The following is a 20411-nucleotide window of genomic DNA, read 5'->3' as shown; positions in this document are numbered from 1 at the left end:
CTCCAATCGCGAGGCGGTTTTTCTTTTTGGGAGAATCTATGAAAAACGTCATCATCAGCTGGTCCTCTGGCAAAGACTCCACACTTACCTTCGAACGCCTAATGGAATCATCCGACTATAACGTTGTTGGTTTATATACTACCCATGTTAAAGGCGAAGTTCCTTTCCAGGTAACTCCTCTAGACGTAGTCCAAATGCAAGCCGATAGATTAGGCATGCCTTTGGTGACTATCGAACTGCCGGAAGTATTCCCCGCGAATGACGTGTATCAGTCACTCGTTATAGAGGGCGTAAAGGCGTCTGGTTTGAACGTAGAGGGTATTGCGTTTGGCGATATGTTCTGCAACGGGATTGTGGAGTATCGGCGCAGTTATGTCGAACCTGCGGGACTAGAAGCGGTGTTCCCACTAGTGGGTGAAGACAGCCATGATTTGGCAAACGAAATTCTAGATAGGGGAATCGAAACCGTTCTGGTCACTGTAGATAGAAATGTACTCTCAGAATCACTTTGCGGAAAACGATATTCACGTGAACTGATTGATGGATTGCCAACGGGTGTTGACCCATGTGGGGAGGATGGTGAGTTTCACACTCTAGTTTGTAACTCGAAGTACTTTAGCCGCCCTATAGAGATTCAATCTCACTCAGTAGAATCAGCACAGCGCTTTAGCCACCTTAGATACGAAGTCGCATCTTAGAGCTCATGACAGGTTTACCGTCTATTCAGTAGTGAAGTATCATGTGTTCGAACGGGCAACATAAGCTTAATACGATAACGATGAATAGAAAAAACATCCTAATGTTTGATTCTGGTGTCGGTGGTCTCTCGGTGTTTCAAGAGATCGCCTCACTATTACCCAGCGAAAACTACTTTTATCTTTTTGACAACGAAGCCTACCCTTATGGCGAGTTGGCACCAGATGTGCTCGTGGACAGAACGTGTCGCTTGATTAGAAAAATGATGGTTCGTGAATCCATCGATATCGTAGTTATCGCCTGTAATACCGCGAGTACGATAGTGCTCCCGCATTTGAGAGAGTTACTGAGTATTCCAGTTGTCGGAGTTGTCCCGGCGATCAAACCAGCTTCATTACTATCGAAAAAAGCAGTTGGGCTCATTGCCACTCCAGCGACAATCACGCGCCAGTATACACACGACTTAATTCGGGATTTTGCAGACGACAAAGATGTTAAGCTTCTTGGTAATAGCCAGCTTGTCGATATGGCGGAAAAGAAACTAAGAAATCAAACGATCGATCTTGAGCAACTTAGAGAGATACTAAGTCCTTTGATTGGCAATATCGACGTTGCCGTTTTAGGGTGCACTCATTTCCCATTAATCAAACAAGAGATATCTATCGTTCTTGGTGGTAACGTTGAGTTGGTGGATTCTGGCTCAGCGATCGCACGCAGAGTAGAAAGCTTGCTTGAAATAAGAGAGCGAGAGAAAGGTTGCGGAAGAAGAGAGGTATTTAGTAGTGCTTCCCCTTATCAAGAAGAAGCACTAAATATTACGTTAAAGCAACTTGGCTTTAGTCCTGTTCAACTGATGACTCTGGATGTTTCGGATCGTTAGCAATACGAACCTTTAAAGTACGCTGCATATAATCCTTTTCGTTGAGCGCTTCGATCGCACCCTCAGCATCGGAGCTTGCCATAACAACAAAACCAAACCCACGGCGCTTACCTGTGCGCTTATCCTTCATTAGCCTTACAGCAAAAACTTCACCGTGCTCAGCAAATAACTCCTTCACATGGGATTCATTCGCTTTGTATGGAAGATTACCCACATAAAGCGTTTTAGTAGATTGAGATGAGTCTGTTGAGGTAGAAGGCGCAGCAGATGAAAACTTAACAACGAAAAATGTGGCTACTACACCAAGAACGAAAGCAACAGCTGGTGGAATGTCGGCGAACTGTGAAAACACAATACCGCCCAAAATAGCGATAGCTATAACCAGAAAAAGAGATTTATTGGAGTCCATATTAAAGTACTACTTATCTTATTGACGAATAATGGCATCTATCGTTAACAAATAGATACAAGAATATTACGTAGTTGAGGGTTATTTTTCCAATTAATTGGTGTGATGTATTTCAAATGTTGAATTTTTATCAAGAAACGCGGTCTTTGATGGCTTTTTGAACGAACGAAAATTAATTTGGAAAAAACACTTGTCATCGATGGAGTGATCTCTATAATGCCGCCTCACCGACACGGAGTGAGACGAAAGTCACAAAGCAGCGTCGGTTGAGAGAGAAAAGAAAGTTTGAAAAAACGCTTGACTCTCAAAACGGGAAGCGTAAGATACGCACCCCTAACGACGAGACGCGAAGCGGCTCGAGAGTTAGAAAATGTTCTTTAAAAATATAGACCTATCAATCTGTGTGGGCACTCGTTGATGATAATCAAATTAGATACCTCTCTTAATAAAGAGCGGTATCAAATTAGGTTTCAATGAAACGAAGTGGCCATTGAATCGAAAGATTCAGCACAGTCAATTCAAACATTACTTTATGTAATGTTCAGTATTCATTGAGCCGAACAAATCTTAAATTGAAGAGTTTGATCATGGCTCAGATTGAACGCTGGCGGCAGGCCTAACACATGCAAGTCGAGCGGAAACGAGTTAACTGAACCTTCGGGGGACGTTAACGGCGTCGAGCGGCGGACGGGTGAGTAATGCCTGGGAAATTGCCCTGATGTGGGGGATAACCATTGGAAACGATGGCTAATACCGCATAATAGCTTCGGCTCAAAGAGGGGGACCTTCGGGCCTCTCGCGTCAGGATATGCCCAGGTGGGATTAGCTAGTTGGTGAGGTAATGGCTCACCAAGGCGACGATCCCTAGCTGGTCTGAGAGGATGATCAGCCACACTGGAACTGAGACACGGTCCAGACTCCTACGGGAGGCAGCAGTGGGGAATATTGCACAATGGGCGCAAGCCTGATGCAGCCATGCCGCGTGTGTGAAGAAGGCCTTCGGGTTGTAAAGCACTTTCAGTCGTGAGGAAGGCGGTGTCGTTAATAGCGGCATCGTTTGACGTTAGCGACAGAAGAAGCACCGGCTAACTCCGTGCCAGCAGCCGCGGTAATACGGAGGGTGCGAGCGTTAATCGGAATTACTGGGCGTAAAGCGCATGCAGGTGGTTAGTTAAGTCAGATGTGAAAGCCCGGGGCTCAACCTCGGAACTGCATTTGAAACTGGCTGACTAGAGTACTGTAGAGGGGGGTAGAATTTCAGGTGTAGCGGTGAAATGCGTAGAGATCTGAAGGAATACCGGTGGCGAAGGCGGCCCCCTGGACAGATACTGACACTCAGATGCGAAAGCGTGGGGAGCAAACAGGATTAGATACCCTGGTAGTCCACGCCGTAAACGATGTCTACTTGGAGGTTGTGGCCTTGAGCCGTGGCTTTCGGAGCTAACGCGTTAAGTAGACCGCCTGGGGAGTACGGTCGCAAGATTAAAACTCAAATGAATTGACGGGGGCCCGCACAAGCGGTGGAGCATGTGGTTTAATTCGATGCAACGCGAAGAACCTTACCTACTCTTGACATCCTCAGAAGAGACTGGAGACAGTCTTGTGCCTTCGGGAACTGAGAGACAGGTGCTGCATGGCTGTCGTCAGCTCGTGTTGTGAAATGTTGGGTTAAGTCCCGCAACGAGCGCAACCCTTATCCTTGTTTGCCAGCACTTCGGGTGGGAACTCCAGGGAGACTGCCGGTGATAAACCGGAGGAAGGTGGGGACGACGTCAAGTCATCATGGCCCTTACGAGTAGGGCTACACACGTGCTACAATGGCGCATACAGAGGGCGGCCAACTTGCGAAAGTGAGCGAATCCCAAAAAGTGCGTCGTAGTCCGGATTGGAGTCTGCAACTCGACTCCATGAAGTCGGAATCGCTAGTAATCGTGGATCAGAATGCCACGGTGAATACGTTCCCGGGCCTTGTACACACCGCCCGTCACACCATGGGAGTGGGCTGCAAAAGAAGTGGGTAGTTTAACCTTCGGGAGGACGCTCACCACTTTGTGGTTCATGACTGGGGTGAAGTCGTAACAAGGTAGCCCTAGGGGAACCTGGGGCTGGATCACCTCCTTATACGAATAGATTATTGCGATGAGTGTTCACACAGATTGATTGGTTTATAGATTTAAGACACCGTGTCCCGTTCGTCTAGAGGCCTAGGACACCGCCCTTTCACGGCGGTAACAGGGGTTCGACTCCCCTACGGGATACCATCTTTAAGCGTTTTCTCTATTGAGAATTCTTAAAAATGGTTACTTCATTACGAAGTGATTAGTTCTTTAAAAATTTGGAAAGCTGACGAATAACATTTGATTAATGTTATTCAATTAAAAGTTCTCAAATCCTAATTCTTAGAATTAGGTACCAACACACATTCAAGTGTTCTTGGGAATCACGAAAGTGATTCATATTTGAGTCCGGCAAAATCGAGTCTGCATCATGTATAAAAATTGCAGACAACTTTGGTTGTTTACCAGTTTGTCTTCACTTTTCAAAAGTGAAAGCAAATGCACAATCTCAAGATTTCATCTGAAACTCTTTGGGGTTGTATGGTTAAGTGACTAAGCGTACACGGTGGATGCCTTGGCAGTCAGAGGCGATGAAAGGCGTAATAACTTGCGATAAGCTCAGATTAGGTAGTAATAACCTTTGAGTCTGGGATTCCTGAATGGGGAAACCCACCTGCATAAGCAGGTATCGCTGAGTGAATACATAGCTCAGCGAGGCGAACCGGGGGAACTGAAACATCTAAGTACCCCGAGGAAGAGAAATCAACCGAGATTCCGAAAGTAGCGGCGAGCGAAATTGGATTAGCCCTTAAGCTTTTAATGAGACAGGTGAAGGCTCTGGAAAGTGCCGCGATACAGGGTGATAGCCCCGTAACCGACATCTCATCATCAGTGAAATCGAGTAGGGCGGGACACGTGATATCCTGTCTGAATATGGGGGGACCATCCTCCAAGGCTAAATACTACTGACTGACCGATAGTGAACCAGTACCGTGAGGGAAAGGCGAAAAGAACCCCTGTGAGGGGAGTGAAATAGAACCTGAAACCGTGTACGTACAAGCAGTAGGAGCACCTTCGTGGTGTGACTGCGTACCTTTTGTATAATGGGTCAGCGACTTATATTCAGTGGCAAGGTTAACCGTTTAGGGGAGCCGTAGGGAAACCGAGTCTTAACTGGGCGTTCAGTCTCTGGATATAGACCCGAAACCAGGTGATCTAGCCATGGGCAGGTTGAAGGTTGAGTAACATCAACTGGAGGACCGAACCGACTAATGTTGAAAAATTAGCGGATGACTTGTGGCTAGGGGTGAAAGGCCAATCAAACCTGGAGATAGCTGGTTCTCCCCGAAATCTATTTAGGTAGAGCCTCGGACGAATACTACTGGGGGTAGAGCACTGTTAAGGCTAGGGGGTCATCCCGACTTACCAACCCTTTGCAAACTCCGAATACCAGTAAGTACTATCCGGGAGACACACGGCGGGTGCTAACGTCCGTCGTGGAGAGGGAAACAACCCAGACCGCCAGCTAAGGTCCCAAATTATAGCTAAGTGGGAAACGATGTGGGAAGGCTTAGACAGCTAGGATGTTGGCTTAGAAGCAGCCATCATTTAAAGAAAGCGTAATAGCTCACTAGTCGAGTCGGCCTGCGCGGAAGATGTAACGGGGCTAAGCTATAAACCGAAGCTGCGGCAATATACTTTGTATATTGGGTAGGGGAGCGTTCTGTAAGCCGTTGAAGGTGGATTGTAAGGTCTGCTGGAGGTATCAGAAGTGCGAATGCTGACATGAGTAACGATAAAGGGGGTGAAAAACCTCCTCGCCGGAAGACCAAGGGTTCCTGTCCAACGTTAATCGGGGCAGGGTGAGTCGACCCCTAAGGCGAGGCCGAAAGGCGTAGTCGATGGGAAACGGGTTAATATTCCCGTACTTCTTACAATTGCGATGGGGGGACGGAGAAGGCTAGGTGGGCCTGGCGACGGTTGTCCAGGTTCAAGTGCGTAGGCTTAAGAGTTAGGTAAATCCGGCTCTTTTTAAGGCTGAGACACGACGTCGAGCTACTACGGTAGTGAAGTCATTGATGCCATGCTTCCAGGAAAAGCCTCTAAGCTTCAGATTGTAAGGAATCGTACCCCAAACCGACACAGGTGGTCGGGTAGAGAATACCAAGGCGCTTGAGAGAACTCGGGTGAAGGAACTAGGCAAAATGGTACCGTAACTTCGGGAGAAGGTACGCTCCTCGCGGTGAAGTCCCTTGCGGATGGAGCTATGGGGAGTCGCAGATACCAGGTGGCTGCAACTGTTTATTAAAAACACAGCACTGTGCAAAATCGTAAGATGACGTATACGGTGTGACGCCTGCCCGGTGCCGGAAGGTTAATTGATGGGGTTAGACTTCGGTCGAAGCTCTTGATCGAAGCCCCGGTAAACGGCGGCCGTAACTATAACGGTCCTAAGGTAGCGAAATTCCTTGTCGGGTAAGTTCCGACCTGCACGAATGGCGTAATGATGGCCACGCTGTCTCCACCCGAGACTCAGTGAAATTGAAATCGCTGTGAAGATGCAGTGTACCCGCGGCTAGACGGAAAGACCCCGTGAACCTTTACTACAGCTTGGCACTGAACATTGACCCTACATGTGTAGGATAGGTGGGAGGCTTTGAAACTAGTACGCCAGTATTAGTGGAGCCGTCCTTGAAATACCACCCTTGTAGTGTTGATGTTCTAACGTCGACCCCTTATCGGGGTTGCGGACAGTGCCTGGTGGGTAGTTTGACTGGGGCGGTCTCCTCCCAAAGAGTAACGGAGGAGCACGAAGGTGGGCTAATCACGGTTGGACATCGTGAGGTTAGTGCAATGGCATAAGCCCGCTTGACTGCGAGAATGACAATTCGAGCAGGTGCGAAAGCAGGTCATAGTGATCCGGTGGTTCTGAATGGAAGGGCCATCGCTCAACGGATAAAAGGTACTCCGGGGATAACAGGCTGATACCGCCCAAGAGTTCATATCGACGGCGGTGTTTGGCACCTCGATGTCGGCTCATCACATCCTGGGGCTGAAGTCGGTCCCAAGGGTATGGCTGTTCGCCATTTAAAGTGGTACGCGAGCTGGGTTTAGAACGTCGTGAGACAGTTCGGTCCCTATCTGCCGTGGGCGTTGGAAGATTGAAGGGGGCTGCTCCTAGTACGAGAGGACCGGAGTGGACGAACCTCTGGTGTTCGGGTTGTGTCGCCAGACGCATTGCCCGGTAGCTAAGTTCGGAATCGATAACCGCTGAAAGCATCTAAGCGGGAAGCGAGCCCTGAGATGAGTCTTCCCTGGCACTTTAAGTGTCCTAAAGGGTTGTTCGAGACTAGAACGTTGATAGGCAGGGTGTGTAAGCGTTGTGAGGCGTTGAGCTAACCTGTACTAATTGCCCGTGAGGCTTAACCATACAACACCCAAAGGGTTTTGATGGACTCAAAGCAAGAACAAATTGAATGTGTAGAGAACACATAACAGCTTTCCAGATATTTTGGCTTTTAGCTTTTTTGAAAAGCTGAAAACCAAAGCAGAATTTGCTTGGCGACCATAGCGTTGTGGACCCACCTGACTCCATGCCGAACTCAGAAGTGAAACGCAATAGCGCCGATGGTAGTGTGGGGCTTCCCCATGTGAGAGTAGGACATCGCCAGGCTTTAATTTCGACTTTGCTTATTTGATAAGCAAGTCACCATAGAGTTCTAAATAAACTTAGAATTTTATGTTGACTTACAGAGTCAGTAGCGTATTATACGCATCCGCTTCAAGGGCAAGTCCTTGATAGCAAAGCTCTTTAACAATATAAACCTATCAATCTGTGTGGGCACTCGTTGATGATAATCAAATTAGAAGCTTCGGCTTCAAATTAGGTTTCAATGAAACGAAGTGACCATTGAATCGAAAGATTCAGCACAGTCAATTCAAACATTACTTATGTAATGTTCAGTATTCATTGAGCCGAACAAAATCTTAAATTGAAGAGTTTGATCATGGCTCAGATTGAACGCTGGCGGCAGGCCTAACACATGCAAGTCGAGCGGAAACGAGTTAACTGAACCTTCGGGGAACGTTAACGGCGTCGAGCGGCGGACGGGTGAGTAATGCCTGGGAAATTGCCCTGATGTGGGGGATAACCATTGGAAACGATGGCTAATACCGCATAATAGCTTCGGCTCAAAGAGGGGGACCTTCGGGCCTCTCGCGTCAGGATATGCCCAGGTGGGATTAGCTAGTTGGTGAGGTAATGGCTCACCAAGGCGACGATCCCTAGCTGGTCTGAGAGGATGATCAGCCACACTGGAACTGAGACACGGTCCAGACTCCTACGGGAGGCAGCAGTGGGGAATATTGCACAATGGGCGCAAGCCTGATGCAGCCATGCCGCGTGTGTGAAGAAGGCCTTCGGGTTGTAAAGCACTTTCAGTCGTGAGGAAGGCGGTGTCGTTAATAGCGGCATCGTTTGACGTTAGCGACAGAAGAAGCACCGGCTAACTCCGTGCCAGCAGCCGCGGTAATACGGAGGGTGCGAGCGTTAATCGGAATTACTGGGCGTAAAGCGCATGCAGGTGGTTAGTTAAGTCAGATGTGAAAGCCCGGGGCTCAACCTCGGAACTGCATTTGAAACTGGCTGACTAGAGTACTGTAGAGGGGGGTAGAATTTCAGGTGTAGCGGTGAAATGCGTAGAGATCTGAAGGAATACCGGTGGCGAAGGCGGCCCCCTGGACAGATACTGACACTCAGATGCGAAAGCGTGGGGAGCAAACAGGATTAGATACCCTGGTAGTCCACGCCGTAAACGATGTCTACTTGGAGGTTGTGGCCTTGAGCCGTGGCTTTCGGAGCTAACGCGTTAAGTAGACCGCCTGGGGAGTACGGTCGCAAGATTAAAACTCAAATGAATTGACGGGGGCCCGCACAAGCGGTGGAGCATGTGGTTTAATTCGATGCAACGCGAAGAACCTTACCTACTCTTGACATCCTCAGAAGAGACTGGAGACAGTCTTGTGCCTTCGGGAACTGAGAGACAGGTGCTGCATGGCTGTCGTCAGCTCGTGTTGTGAAATGTTGGGTTAAGTCCCGCAACGAGCGCAACCCTTATCCTTGTTTGCCAGCACTTCGGGTGGGAACTCCAGGGAGACTGCCGGTGATAAACCGGAGGAAGGTGGGGACGACGTCAAGTCATCATGGCCCTTACGAGTAGGGCTACACACGTGCTACAATGGCGCATACAGAGGGCGGCCAACTTGCGAAAGTGAGCGAATCCCAAAAAGTGCGTCGTAGTCCGGATTGGAGTCTGCAACTCGACTCCATGAAGTCGGAATCGCTAGTAATCGTGGATCAGAATGCCACGGTGAATACGTTCCCGGGCCTTGTACACACCGCCCGTCACACCATGGGAGTGGGCTGCAAAAGAAGTGGGTAGTTTAACCTTCGGGAGGACGCTCACCACTTTGTGGTTCATGACTGGGGTGAAGTCGTAACAAGGTAGCCCTAGGGGAACCTGGGGCTGGATCACCTCCTTATACGAATAGATTATTGCGATGAGTGTTCACACAGATTGATTAGGTTTGTAAAGATAAAGAGATTTTGTTTTTGCTGAAAAGCGAAAGCAGAAAATAGTAAGTGCCCAACACTTACTGCTTAGTGTCCCGTTCGTCTAGAGGCCTAGGACACCGCCCTTTCACGGCGGTAACAGGGGTTCGACTCCCCTACGGGATACCATTGGGTCGTTAGCTCAGTTGGTAGAGCAGTTGACTTTTAATCAATTGGTCGCAGGTTCGAATCCTGCACGACCCACCATTCTTTTCCACGAAGGAATGGCCTTTGTTTTACTTTTCTAAAGTAAAAACAATAGGAAACTTATGTGGGCGATTAGCTCAGTTGGGAGAGCACCTCCCTTACAAGGAGGGGGTCACTGGTTCGAGCCCGGTATCGCCCACCATTCTCTAAGTAATTTTGGATTAAGATTTTCCAAACCACTTCATTAAAACGTACGTGGTTGGGATTTTTGACGCTGAGATTCTTTAGAAAATGCATTAAGTTTGCATTGCTCTTTAAAAATTTGGAAAGCTGACGAATAAGAATTGATTATTCTTATTCAATTAAAAGTTCTCAAATCCTAATCTTTTGATTAGGTACCAACACACATTCAAGTGTTCTTGGGAATAGCGAAAGCTATTCATATTTGAGTCCGGCAAAATCGAGTCTGCACATGTATAAAAATGCAGACAACTTTGGTTGTTTGACCGTTTGCTTTCACTTTTCAAAAGTGAAGACAAATAGAAAGACCCTTTGGGGTTGTATGGTTAAGTGACTAAGCGTACACGGTGGATGCCTTGGCAGTCAGAGGCGATGAAAGGCGTAATAACTTGCGATAAGCTCAGATTAGGTAGTAATAACCTTTGAGTCTGAGATTCCTGAATGGGGAAACCCACCTACATAAGTAGGTATCGCTGAGTGAATACATAGCTCAGCGAGGCGAACCGGGGGAACTGAAACATCTAAGTACCCCGAGGAAGAGAAATCAACCGAGATTCCGAAAGTAGCGGCGAGCGAAATTGGATTAGCCCTTAAGCTTTTAATGAGACAGGTGAAGGCTCTGGAAAGTGCCGCGATACAGGGTGATAGCCCCGTAACCGACATCTCATCATCAGTGAAATCGAGTAGGGCGGGACACGTGATATCCTGTCTGAATATGGGGGGACCATCCTCCAAGGCTAAATACTACTGACTGACCGATAGTGAACCAGTACCGTGAGGGAAAGGCGAAAAGAACCCCTGTGAGGGGAGTGAAATAGAACCTGAAACCGTGTACGTACAAGCAGTAGGAGCACCTTCGTGGTGTGACTGCGTACCTTTTGTATAATGGGTCAGCGACTTATATTCAGTGGCAAGGTTAACCGTTTAGGGGAGCCGTAGGGAAACCGAGTCTTAACTGGGCGTTCAGTCTCTGGATATAGACCCGAAACCAGGTGATCTAGCCATGGGCAGGTTGAAGGTTGAGTAACATCAACTGGAGGACCGAACCGACTAATGTTGAAAAATTAGCGGATGACTTGTGGCTAGGGGTGAAAGGCCAATCAAACCTGGAGATAGCTGGTTCTCCCCGAAATCTATTTAGGTAGAGCCTCGGACGAATACTACTGGGGGTAGAGCACTGTTAAGGCTAGGGGGTCATCCCGACTTACCAACCCTTTGCAAACTCCGAATACCAGTAAGTACTATCCGGGAGACACACGGCGGGTGCTAACGTCCGTCGTGGAGAGGGAAACAACCCAGACCGCCAGCTAAGGTCCCAAATTATAGCTAAGTGGGAAACGATGTGGGAAGGCTTAGACAGCTAGGATGTTGGCTTAGAAGCAGCCATCATTTAAAGAAAGCGTAATAGCTCACTAGTCGAGTCGGCCTGCGCGGAAGATGTAACGGGGCTAAGCTATAAACCGAAGCTGCGGCAATATACTTTGTATATTGGGTAGGGGAGCGTTCTGTAAGCCGTTGAAGGTGAACTGTAAGGTTTGCTGGAGGTATCAGAAGTGCGAATGCTGACATGAGTAACGATAAAGGGGGTGAAAAACCTCCTCGCCGGAAGACCAAGGGTTCCTGTCCAACGTTAATCGGGGCAGGGTGAGTCGACCCCTAAGGCGAGGCCGAAAGGCGTAGTCGATGGGAAACGGGTTAATATTCCCGTACTTCTTACAATTGCGATGGGGGGACGGAGAAGGCTAGGTGGGCCTGGCGACGGTTGTCCAGGTTCAAGTGCGTAGGCTTGAGAGTTAGGTAAATCCGGCTCTCTTTAAGGCTGAGACACGACGTCGAGCTACTACGGTAGTGAAGTCATTGATGCCATGCTTCCAGGAAAAGCCTCTAAGCTTCAGATTGTAAGGAATCGTACCCCAAACCGACACAGGTGGTCGGGTAGAGAATACCAAGGCGCTTGAGAGAACTCGGGTGAAGGAACTAGGCAAAATGGTACCGTAACTTCGGGAGAAGGTACGCTCCTCGCGGTGAAGTCCCTTGCGGATGGAGCTATGGGGAGTCGCAGATACCAGGTGGCTGCAACTGTTTATTAAAAACACAGCACTGTGCAAAATCGTAAGATGACGTATACGGTGTGACGCCTGCCCGGTGCCGGAAGGTTAATTGATGGGGTTAGACTTCGGTCGAAGCTCTTGATCGAAGCCCCGGTAAACGGCGGCCGTAACTATAACGGTCCTAAGGTAGCGAAATTCCTTGTCGGGTAAGTTCCGACCTGCACGAATGGCGTAATGATGGCCACGCTGTCTCCACCCGAGACTCAGTGAAATTGAAATCGCTGTGAAGATGCAGTGTACCCGCGGCTAGACGGAAAGACCCCGTGAACCTTTACTACAGCTTGGCACTGAACATTGACCCTACATGTGTAGGATAGGTGGGAGGCTTTGAAACTAGTACGCCAGTATTAGTGGAGCCGTCCTTGAAATACCACCCTTGTAGTGTTGATGTTCTAACGTCGACCCCTTATCGGGGTTGCGGACAGTGCCTGGTGGGTAGTTTGACTGGGGCGGTCTCCTCCCAAAGAGTAACGGAGGAGCACGAAGGTGGGCTAATCACGGTTGGACATCGTGAGGTTAGTGCAATGGCATAAGCCCGCTTGACTGCGAGAATGACAATTCGAGCAGGTGCGAAAGCAGGTCATAGTGATCCGGTGGTTCTGAATGGAAGGGCCATCGCTCAACGGATAAAAGGTACTCCGGGGATAACAGGCTGATACCGCCCAAGAGTTCATATCGACGGCGGTGTTTGGCACCTCGATGTCGGCTCATCACATCCTGGGGCTGAAGTCGGTCCCAAGGGTATGGCTGTTCGCCATTTAAAGTGGTACGCGAGCTGGGTTTAGAACGTCGTGAGACAGTTCGGTCCCTATCTGCCGTGGGCGTTGGAAGATTGAAGGGGGCTGCTCCTAGTACGAGAGGACCGGAGTGGACGAACCTCTGGTGTTCGGGTTGTGATGCCGATCGCATTGCCCGGTAGCTAAGTTCGGAATCGATAACCGCTGAAAGCATCTAAGCGGGAAGCGAGCCCTGAGATGAGTCTTCCCTGGCGCTTTAAGCGTCCTAAAGGGTTGTTCGAGACTAGAACGTTGATAGGCAGGGTGTGTAAGCGTTGTGAGGCGTTGAGCTAACCTGTACTAATTGCCCGTGAGGCTTAACCATACAACACCCAAAGGGTTTTGATGGACTCAAAGCAAGAACTTTGAATGTGTATTTAGACTTTTAAATCAGTTTTCCAGATTTATTGTTTTCAGATTTTCAGAAAATCTGAAGGCAAAACAGAATTTGCTTGGCGACCATAGCGTTGTGGACCCACCTGACTCCATGCCGAACTCAGAAGTGAAACGCAATAGCGCCGATGGTAGTGTGGGGCTTCCCCATGTGAGAGTAGGACATCGCCAGGCTCTTATTTATTTTCACTTTTTTGAAAAGTGAAGACAAAAGGTTCGACTTTGCTTATTTGATAAGCAAGTCACCATAGAGTTCTAAATAAACTTAGAATTTTATGTTGACTTACAGAGTCAGTAGCGTACTATACGCGTCCTGCTTAAGTGCTAAGGCACTGAAAGCTCTCTCTTTTTAGAGAATTGCTCTTTAACAATATAAACCTATCAATCTGTGTGGGCACTCGTTGATGATAATCAAATTAGATACCTCGGTATCAAATTAGGTTTCAATGAAACGAAGTGACCATTGAATCGAAAGATTCAGCACAGTCAATTCAAACATTACTTTTGCTATTTATTAGCGAAGGGAATGTTCAGTATTCATTGAGCCTCCCCTATTTATTTAGGGAATCAAAACTTTAAATTGAAGAGTTTGATCATGGCTCAGATTGAACGCTGGCGGCAGGCCTAACACATGCAAGTCGAGCGGAAACGAGTTAACTGAACCTTCGGGGAACGTTAACGGCGTCGAGCGGCGGACGGGTGAGTAATGCCTGGGAAATTGCCCTGATGTGGGGGATAACCATTGGAAACGATGGCTAATACCGCATAATGCCTTCGGGCCAAAGAGGGGGACCTTCGGGCCTCTCGCGTCAGGATATGCCCAGGTGGGATTAGCTAGTTGGTGAGGTAATGGCTCACCAAGGCGACGATCCCTAGCTGGTCTGAGAGGATGATCAGCCACACTGGAACTGAGACACGGTCCAGACTCCTACGGGAGGCAGCAGTGGGGAATATTGCACAATGGGCGCAAGCCTGATGCAGCCATGCCGCGTGTGTGAAGAAGGCCTTCGGGTTGTAAAGCACTTTCAGTCGTGAGGAAGGCGGTGTCGTTAATAGCGGCATCGTTTGACGTTAGCGACAGAAGAAGCACCGGCTAACTCCGTGCCAGCAGCCGCGGTAATACGGAGGGTGCGAGCGTTAATCGGAATTACTGGGCGTAAAGCGCATGCAGGTGGTTAGTTAAGTCAGATGTGAAAGCCCGGGGCTCAACCTCGGAACTGCATTTGAAACTGGCTGACTAGAGTACTGTAGAGGGGGGTAGAATTTCAGGTGTAGCGGTGAAATGCGTAGAGATCTGAAGGAATACCGGTGGCGAAGGCGGCCCCCTGGACAGATACTGACACTCAGATGCGAAAGCGTGGGGAGCAAACAGGATTAGATACCCTGGTAGTCCACGCCGTAAACGATGTCTACTTGGAGGTTGTGGCCTTGAGCCGTGGCTTTCGGAGCTAACGCGTTAAGTAGACCGCCTGGGGAGTACGGTCGCAAGATTAAAACTCAAATGAATTGACGGGGGCCCGCACAAGCGGTGGAGCATGTGGTTTAATTCGATGCAACGCGAAGAACCTTACCTACTCTTGACATCCTCAGAAGAGACTGGAGACAGTCTTGTGCCTTCGGGAACTGAGAGACAGGTGCTGCATGGCTGTCGTCAGCTCGTGTTGTGAAATGTTGGGTTAAGTCCCGCAACGAGCGCAACCCTTATCCTTGTTTGCCAGCACTTCGGGTGGGAACTCCAGGGAGACTGCCGGTGATAAACCGGAGGAAGGTGGGGACGACGTCAAGTCATCATGGCCCTTACGAGTAGGGCTACACACGTGCTACAATGGCGCATACAGAGGGCGGCCAACTTGCGAAAGTGAGCGAATCCCAAAAAGTGCGTCGTAGTCCGGATTGGAGTCTGCAACTCGACTCCATGAAGTCGGAATCGCTAGTAATCGTGGATCAGAATGCCACGGTGAATACGTTCCCGGGCCTTGTACACACCGCCCGTCACACCATGGGAGTGGGCTGCAAAAGAAGTGGGTAGTTTAACCTTCGGGAGGACGCTCACCACTTTGTGGTTCATGACTGGGGTGAAGTCGTAACAAGGTAGCCCTAGGGGAACCTGGGGCTGGATCACCTCCTTATACGAATAGATTATTGCGATGAGTGTTCACACAGATTGATTAGGTTTATGAATTAAAGACGATGCTTGGGTCTGTAGCTCAGGTGGTTAGAGCGTTCGCCTGATAAGCGAGAGGTCGGTGGTTCAAGTCCACTCAGACCCACCAATCTTCCTCCCAGATGATTGGCGGTAAGCATCAAACACTGATGGGGCTATAGCTCAGCTGGGAGAGCGCCTGCCTTGCACGCAGGAGGTCAGCAGTTCGATCCTGCTTAGCTCCACCATCTTTAAGTGTTTTCTCTTTGAGAATATTTAAAAATGGTTCTTTATGAATCAAGCTCTTTAAAAATTTGGAAAGCTGACGAATAACATTTGATTAATGTTATTCAATTAAAAGTTCTCAAATCCTAGATGATTTAATCATTTAGGTACCAACACACATTCAAGTGTTCTTGGAATTTGAGTCCGGCAAAATCGAGTCTGCACATGTATAAAAATGCAGACAACTTTGGTTACGTAACAAAGACCCTTTGGGGTTGTATGGTTAAGTGACTAAGCGTACACGGTGGATGCCTTGGCAGTCAGAGGCGATGAAAGGCGTAATAACTTGCGATAAGCCCAGATTAGGTAGTAATAACCTTTGAGTCTGGGATTCCTGAATGGGGAAACCCACCTGCATAAGCAGGTATCGCTGAGTGAATACATAGCTCAGCGAGGCGAACCGGGGGAACTGAAACATCTAAGTACCCCGAGGAAGAGAAATCAACCGAGATTCCGAAAGTAGCGGCGAGCGAAATTGGATTAGCCCTTAAGCTTTTAATGAGACAGGTGAAGGCTCTGGAAAGTGCCGCGATACAGGGTGATAGCCCCGTAACCGACATCTCATCATCAGTGAAATCGAGTAGGGCGGGACACGTGATATCCTGTCTGAATATGGGGGGACCATCCTCCAAGGCTAAATACTACTGACTGACCGATAGTGAACCAGTACCGTGAGGGAAAGGCGAAAAGAACCCCTGTGAGGGGAGTGAAATAGAACCTGAAACCGTGTACGTACAAGCAGTAGGAGCACCTTCGTGGTGTGACTGCGTACCTTTTGTATAATGGGTCAGCGACTTATATTCAGTGGCAAGGTTAACCGTTTAGGGGAGCCGTAGGGAAACCGAGTCTTAACTGGGCGTTCAGTCTCTGGATATAGACCCGAAACCAGGTGATCTAGCCATGGGCAGGTTGAAGGTTGAGTAACATCAACTGGAGGACCGAACCGACTAATGTTGAAAAATTAGCGGATGACTTGTGGCTAGGGGTGAAAGGCCAATCAAACCTGGAGATAGCTGGTTCTCCCCGAAATCTATTTAGGTAGAGCCTCGGACGAATACTACTGGGGGTAGAGCACTGTTAAGGCTAGGGGGTCATCCCGACTTACCAACCCTTTGCAAACTCCGAATACCAGTAAGTACTATCCGGGAGACACACGGCGGGTGCTAACGTCCGTCGTGGAGAGGGAAACAACCCAGACCGCCAGCTAAGGTCCCAAATTATAGCTAAGTGGGAAACGATGTGGGAAGGCTTAGACAGCTAGGATGTTGGCTTAGAAGCAGCCATCATTTAAAGAAAGCGTAATAGCTCACTAGTCGAGTCGGCCTGCGCGGAAGATGTAACGGGGCTAAGCTATAAACCGAAGCTGCGGCAATGCATTTATGTATTGGGTAGGGGAGCGTTCTGTAAGCCGTTGAAGGTGAACTGTAAGGTTTGCTGGAGGTATCAGAAGTGCGAATGCTGACATGAGTAACGATAAAGGGGGTGAAAAACCTCCTCGCCGGAAGACCAAGGGTTCCTGTCCAACGTTAATCGGGGCAGGGTGAGTCGACCCCTAAGGCGAGGCCGAAAGGCGTAGTCGATGGGAAACGGGTTAATATTCCCGTACTTCTTACAATTGCGATGGGGGGACGGAGAAGGCTAGGTGGGCCTGGCGACGGTTGTCCAGGTTCAAGTGCGTAGGCTTAAGAGTTAGGTAAATCCGGCTCTTTTTAAGGCTGAGACACGATGTCGAGCTACTACGGTAGTGAAGTCATTGATGCCATGCTTCCAGGAAAAGCCTCTAAGCTTCAGATTGTAAGGAATCGTACCCCAAACCGACACAGGTGGTCGGGTAGAGAATACCAAGGCGCTTGAGAGAACTCGGGTGAAGGAACTAGGCAAAATGGTACCGTAACTTCGGGAGAAGGTACGCTCCTCGCGGTGAAGTCCCTTGCGGATGGAGCTATGGGGAGTCGCAGATACCAGGTGGCTGCAACTGTTTATTAAAAACACAGCACTGTGCAAAATCGTAAGATGACGTATACGGTGTGACGCCTGCCCGGTGCCGGAAGGTTAATTGATGGGGTTAGACTTCGGTCGAAGCTCTTGATCGAAGCCCCGGTAAACGGCGGCCGTAACTATAACGGTCCTAAGGTAGCGAAATTCCTTGTCGGGTAAGTTCCGACCTGCACGAATGGCGTAATGATGGCCACGCTGTCTCCACCCGAGACTCAGTGAAATTGAAATCGCTGTGAAGATGCAGTGTACCCGCGGCTAGACGGAAAGACCCCGTGAACCTTTACTACAGCTTGGCACTGAACATTGACCCTACATGTGTAGGATAGGTGGGAGGCTTTGAAACTAGTACGCCAGTATTAGTGGAGCCGTCCTTGAAATACCACCCTTGTAGTGTTGATGTTCTAACGTCGACCCCTTATCGGGGTTGCGGACAGTGCCTGGTGGGTAGTTTGACTGGGGCGGTCTCCTCCCAAAGAGTAACGGAGGAGCACGAAGGTGGGCTAATCACGGTTGGACATCGTGAGGTTAGTGCAATGGCATAAGCCCGCTTGACTGCGAGAATGACAATTCGAGCAGGTGCGAAAGCAGGTCATAGTGATCCGGTGGTTCTGAATGGAAGGGCCATCGCTCAACGGATAAAAGGTACTCCGGGGATAACAGGCTGATACCGCCCAAGAGTTCATATCGACGGCGGTGTTTGGCACCTCGATGTCGGCTCATCACATCCTGGGGCTGAAGTCGGTCCCAAGGGTATGGCTGTTCGCCATTTAAAGTGGTACGCGAGCTGGGTTTAGAACGTCGTGAGACAGTTCGGTCCCTATCTGCCGTGGGCGTTGGAAGATTGAAGGGGGCTGCTCCTAGTACGAGAGGACCGGAGTGGACGAACCTCTGGTGTTCGGGTTGTGATGCCAATCGCATTGCCCGGTAGCTAAGTTCGGAATCGATAACCGCTGAAAGCATCTAAGCGGGAAGCGAGCCCTGAGATGAGTCTTCCCTGGCACTTTAAGTGTCCTAAAGGGTTGTTCGAGACTAGAACGTTGATAGGCAGGGTGTGTAAGCGTTGTGAGGCGTTGAGCTAACCTGTACTAATTGCCCGTGAGGCTTAACCATACAACACCCAAAGGGTTTTGATGGACTCAAAGCAAGAACAAATTGAATGTGTATGAGAATGCATTAACAGCTTTCCAGATATTTTGGCTTTTAGCTTTTTTGAAAAGCTGAAGACCAAAGCAGAATTTGCTTGGCGACCATAGCGTTGTGGACCCACCTGACTCCATGCCGAACTCAGAAGTGAAACGCAATAGCGCCGATGGTAGTGTGGGGCTTCCCCATGTGAGAGTAGGACATCGCCAGGCTTTAAATTTTAAAGAGCCCGTTTGAAAAGACGGGCTTTTTTAGTCCTGAAGGACAACCACTATGCTGATATAGCTCAGGTGGTAGAGCGCATCCTTGGTAAGGATGAGGTCCCCAGTTCGAGTCTGGGTATCAGCACCAGTATTTAGAGTCATCTTGCAGAGCAAGGTGCACCAAGCAAGATTTTGTTTGGCGACCATAGCATTGTGGACCCACCTGATTCCATGCCGAACTCAGAAGTGAAACGCAATAGCGCCGATGGTAGTGTGGGGCTTCCCCATGTGAGAGTAGGACATCGCCAAGCTTAAATTCCACGCCTCAGCAAAAGCTGGGGCGTTTTCGTATCTAGCGTATGATCATACTAATGTTTTGCTTAAAAGGTAGAGTGTGTCTTGCGGATCGCCGCACCGCCCACGTGAGAGTAGGACATCGCCAGACTTTAATTTCCACGCCTCAGCAAAAGCTGGGGCGTTTTCGTATCTAGCGTATGATCATACTAATGTTTTGCTTAAAAGGTAGAGTGTGTCTTGCGGATCGCCGCACCGCCCACGTGAGAGTAGGACATCGCCAAGCTTTATTTCCACGCCTCAGCATCTGCTGGGGCGTTTTTGTATCCGCATATTTTCTTATTTATTCAATTACTCCCCTACTATTTCAACTCTGACTCACTATACCTTGACGGTTTAAGTTAAACTTTAATCATGTTACTGAATTAGCTATGTATTATGAGTGCGACATTACCCTTTATTATCTCAGGTGGTCCTGGATCAGGAAAAACAACGCTTTTAGAGGCTTTAGGAAACGAAGGCTACGACGTATATCCAGAGATCCCGCGATTACTCATAGAAGAGCAGTCTAAGCTTGAAGGTGGCGTATTGCCTTGGCAGCAGCTTGGGTTATTTGCGGATATGTGTTTTGAGCAAATGCTGGATCAGCGAAACAAAGCACAGCTGTCTGAACAACTAAGCTTTGTTGACCGTGCCATTCCTGATGTCTGCGCCTATCTATCATTTGGAGACTTACCGGTGTCAGAAACTATTGGCAGCGAGGCAGCTAATGGTTATCAAAAGATCGTCCTGTTTTGTAAGCCTACTCTAGAGACCTATGTCCAAGACGATGTACGCCCGTATCCCTTCGAAGAAGCTCTGAGTATTCACGAATCACTTTGCGACACTTATCAAAGCTTGGGATATAGAGTTGTTGATGTCCCTTTAATGTCAGTAGCTAAGCGAGTCGAGTTTGTTTTGAATCAGTGTAAGAATCAGCTCACAACTGACGTTATCGCAACACAAGTTAGCAAGGAGTGCTAGAT

Annotated in this window: 4 protein-coding genes, 7 tRNA genes and 10 rRNA genes; 20 read left to right on the top strand and 1 reads right to left on the bottom strand. The window is 48.8% G+C overall.

Annotation, left to right across the window (positions count from 1 at the left end):
- The first annotated feature begins 38 nt into the window (after positions 1-38).
- Positions 39-698, top strand: a complete 660-nt coding sequence (locus LY387_RS15640) for an ATPase (RefSeq protein ID WP_234494741.1) — start codon at positions 39-41, stop codon at positions 696-698.
- A gap of 80 nt (positions 699-778) precedes the next feature.
- Complete coding sequence (gene murI / locus LY387_RS15635) at positions 779-1576, top strand: glutamate racemase (RefSeq protein ID WP_234494740.1); 798 nt, start codon at positions 779-781, stop codon at positions 1574-1576.
- On the opposite strand, the gene LY387_RS15630 is transcribed toward murI, so the two are convergent.
- Positions 1533-1985: an RNA recognition motif domain-containing protein gene (locus tag LY387_RS15630; RefSeq protein ID WP_128648374.1), complete on the bottom strand. Its 453-nt coding sequence runs from the start codon at positions 1983-1985 to the stop codon at positions 1533-1535. The genes murI and LY387_RS15630 overlap by 44 nt on opposite strands.
- 569 nt (positions 1986-2554) lie before the next feature.
- Here LY387_RS15630 and LY387_RS15625 point away from each other — a divergent pair.
- From LY387_RS15625 to LY387_RS15540, 18 genes are all read left to right on the top strand, one after another.
- A 16S ribosomal RNA gene (locus LY387_RS15625) occupies positions 2555-4106 on the top strand.
- A gap of 64 nt (positions 4107-4170) precedes the next feature.
- Positions 4171-4246: transfer RNA gene (locus LY387_RS15620), tRNA-Glu, on the top strand.
- 338 nt (positions 4247-4584) lie between these two features.
- Positions 4585-7472 (top strand): 23S ribosomal RNA (locus LY387_RS15615).
- A 127-nt stretch (positions 7473-7599) separates the two neighbouring features.
- Positions 7600-7715, top strand: a 5S ribosomal RNA gene (rrf, locus tag LY387_RS15610).
- Positions 7716-8031: 316 nt separating this feature from the next.
- Positions 8032-9583 (top strand): 16S ribosomal RNA (locus LY387_RS15605).
- 123 nt (positions 9584-9706) lie between these two features.
- A tRNA-Glu gene (locus tag LY387_RS15600) sits at positions 9707-9782 on the top strand.
- A gap of 2 nt (positions 9783-9784) precedes the next feature.
- Positions 9785-9860: transfer RNA gene (locus LY387_RS15595), tRNA-Lys, on the top strand.
- A gap of 66 nt (positions 9861-9926) precedes the next feature.
- Positions 9927-10002 (top strand) — tRNA-Val (locus tag LY387_RS15590).
- A gap of 362 nt (positions 10003-10364) precedes the next feature.
- A 23S ribosomal RNA gene (locus tag LY387_RS15585) occupies positions 10365-13252 on the top strand.
- A 126-nt stretch (positions 13253-13378) separates the two neighbouring features.
- Positions 13379-13494 (top strand): 5S ribosomal RNA (gene rrf, locus LY387_RS15580).
- 403 nt (positions 13495-13897) lie between these two features.
- Positions 13898-15449: ribosomal RNA gene (locus tag LY387_RS15575) — 16S ribosomal RNA — on the top strand.
- A gap of 67 nt (positions 15450-15516) precedes the next feature.
- Positions 15517-15593: transfer RNA gene (locus tag LY387_RS15570), tRNA-Ile, on the top strand.
- 42 nt (positions 15594-15635) lie between these two features.
- A tRNA-Ala gene (locus LY387_RS15565) sits at positions 15636-15711 on the top strand.
- A 258-nt stretch (positions 15712-15969) separates the two neighbouring features.
- Positions 15970-18856 (top strand): 23S ribosomal RNA (locus tag LY387_RS15560).
- A gap of 129 nt (positions 18857-18985) precedes the next feature.
- A 5S ribosomal RNA gene (gene rrf / locus LY387_RS15555) occupies positions 18986-19101 on the top strand.
- 63 nt (positions 19102-19164) lie between these two features.
- Positions 19165-19240, top strand: a tRNA-Thr gene (locus tag LY387_RS15550).
- A 47-nt stretch (positions 19241-19287) separates the two neighbouring features.
- Positions 19288-19403, top strand: a 5S ribosomal RNA gene (rrf, locus tag LY387_RS15545).
- The 16S, 23S and 5S rRNA genes sit together here with 7 tRNA genes alongside, the layout of an rRNA operon.
- Before the next feature lie 421 nt (positions 19404-19824).
- Complete coding sequence (locus LY387_RS15540) at positions 19825-20409, top strand: AAA family ATPase (protein ID WP_234494739.1); 585 nt, start codon at positions 19825-19827, stop codon at positions 20407-20409.
- Positions 20410-20411: the final 2 nt, after the last annotated feature.

This window comes from Vibrio maritimus, assembly GCF_021441885.1.
In the GTDB taxonomy this organism is placed as follows: Bacteria; Pseudomonadota; Gammaproteobacteria; order Enterobacterales; family Vibrionaceae; genus Vibrio; species Vibrio maritimus_B.
This window is presented reverse-complemented; position numbering and strand designations above follow the sequence as displayed.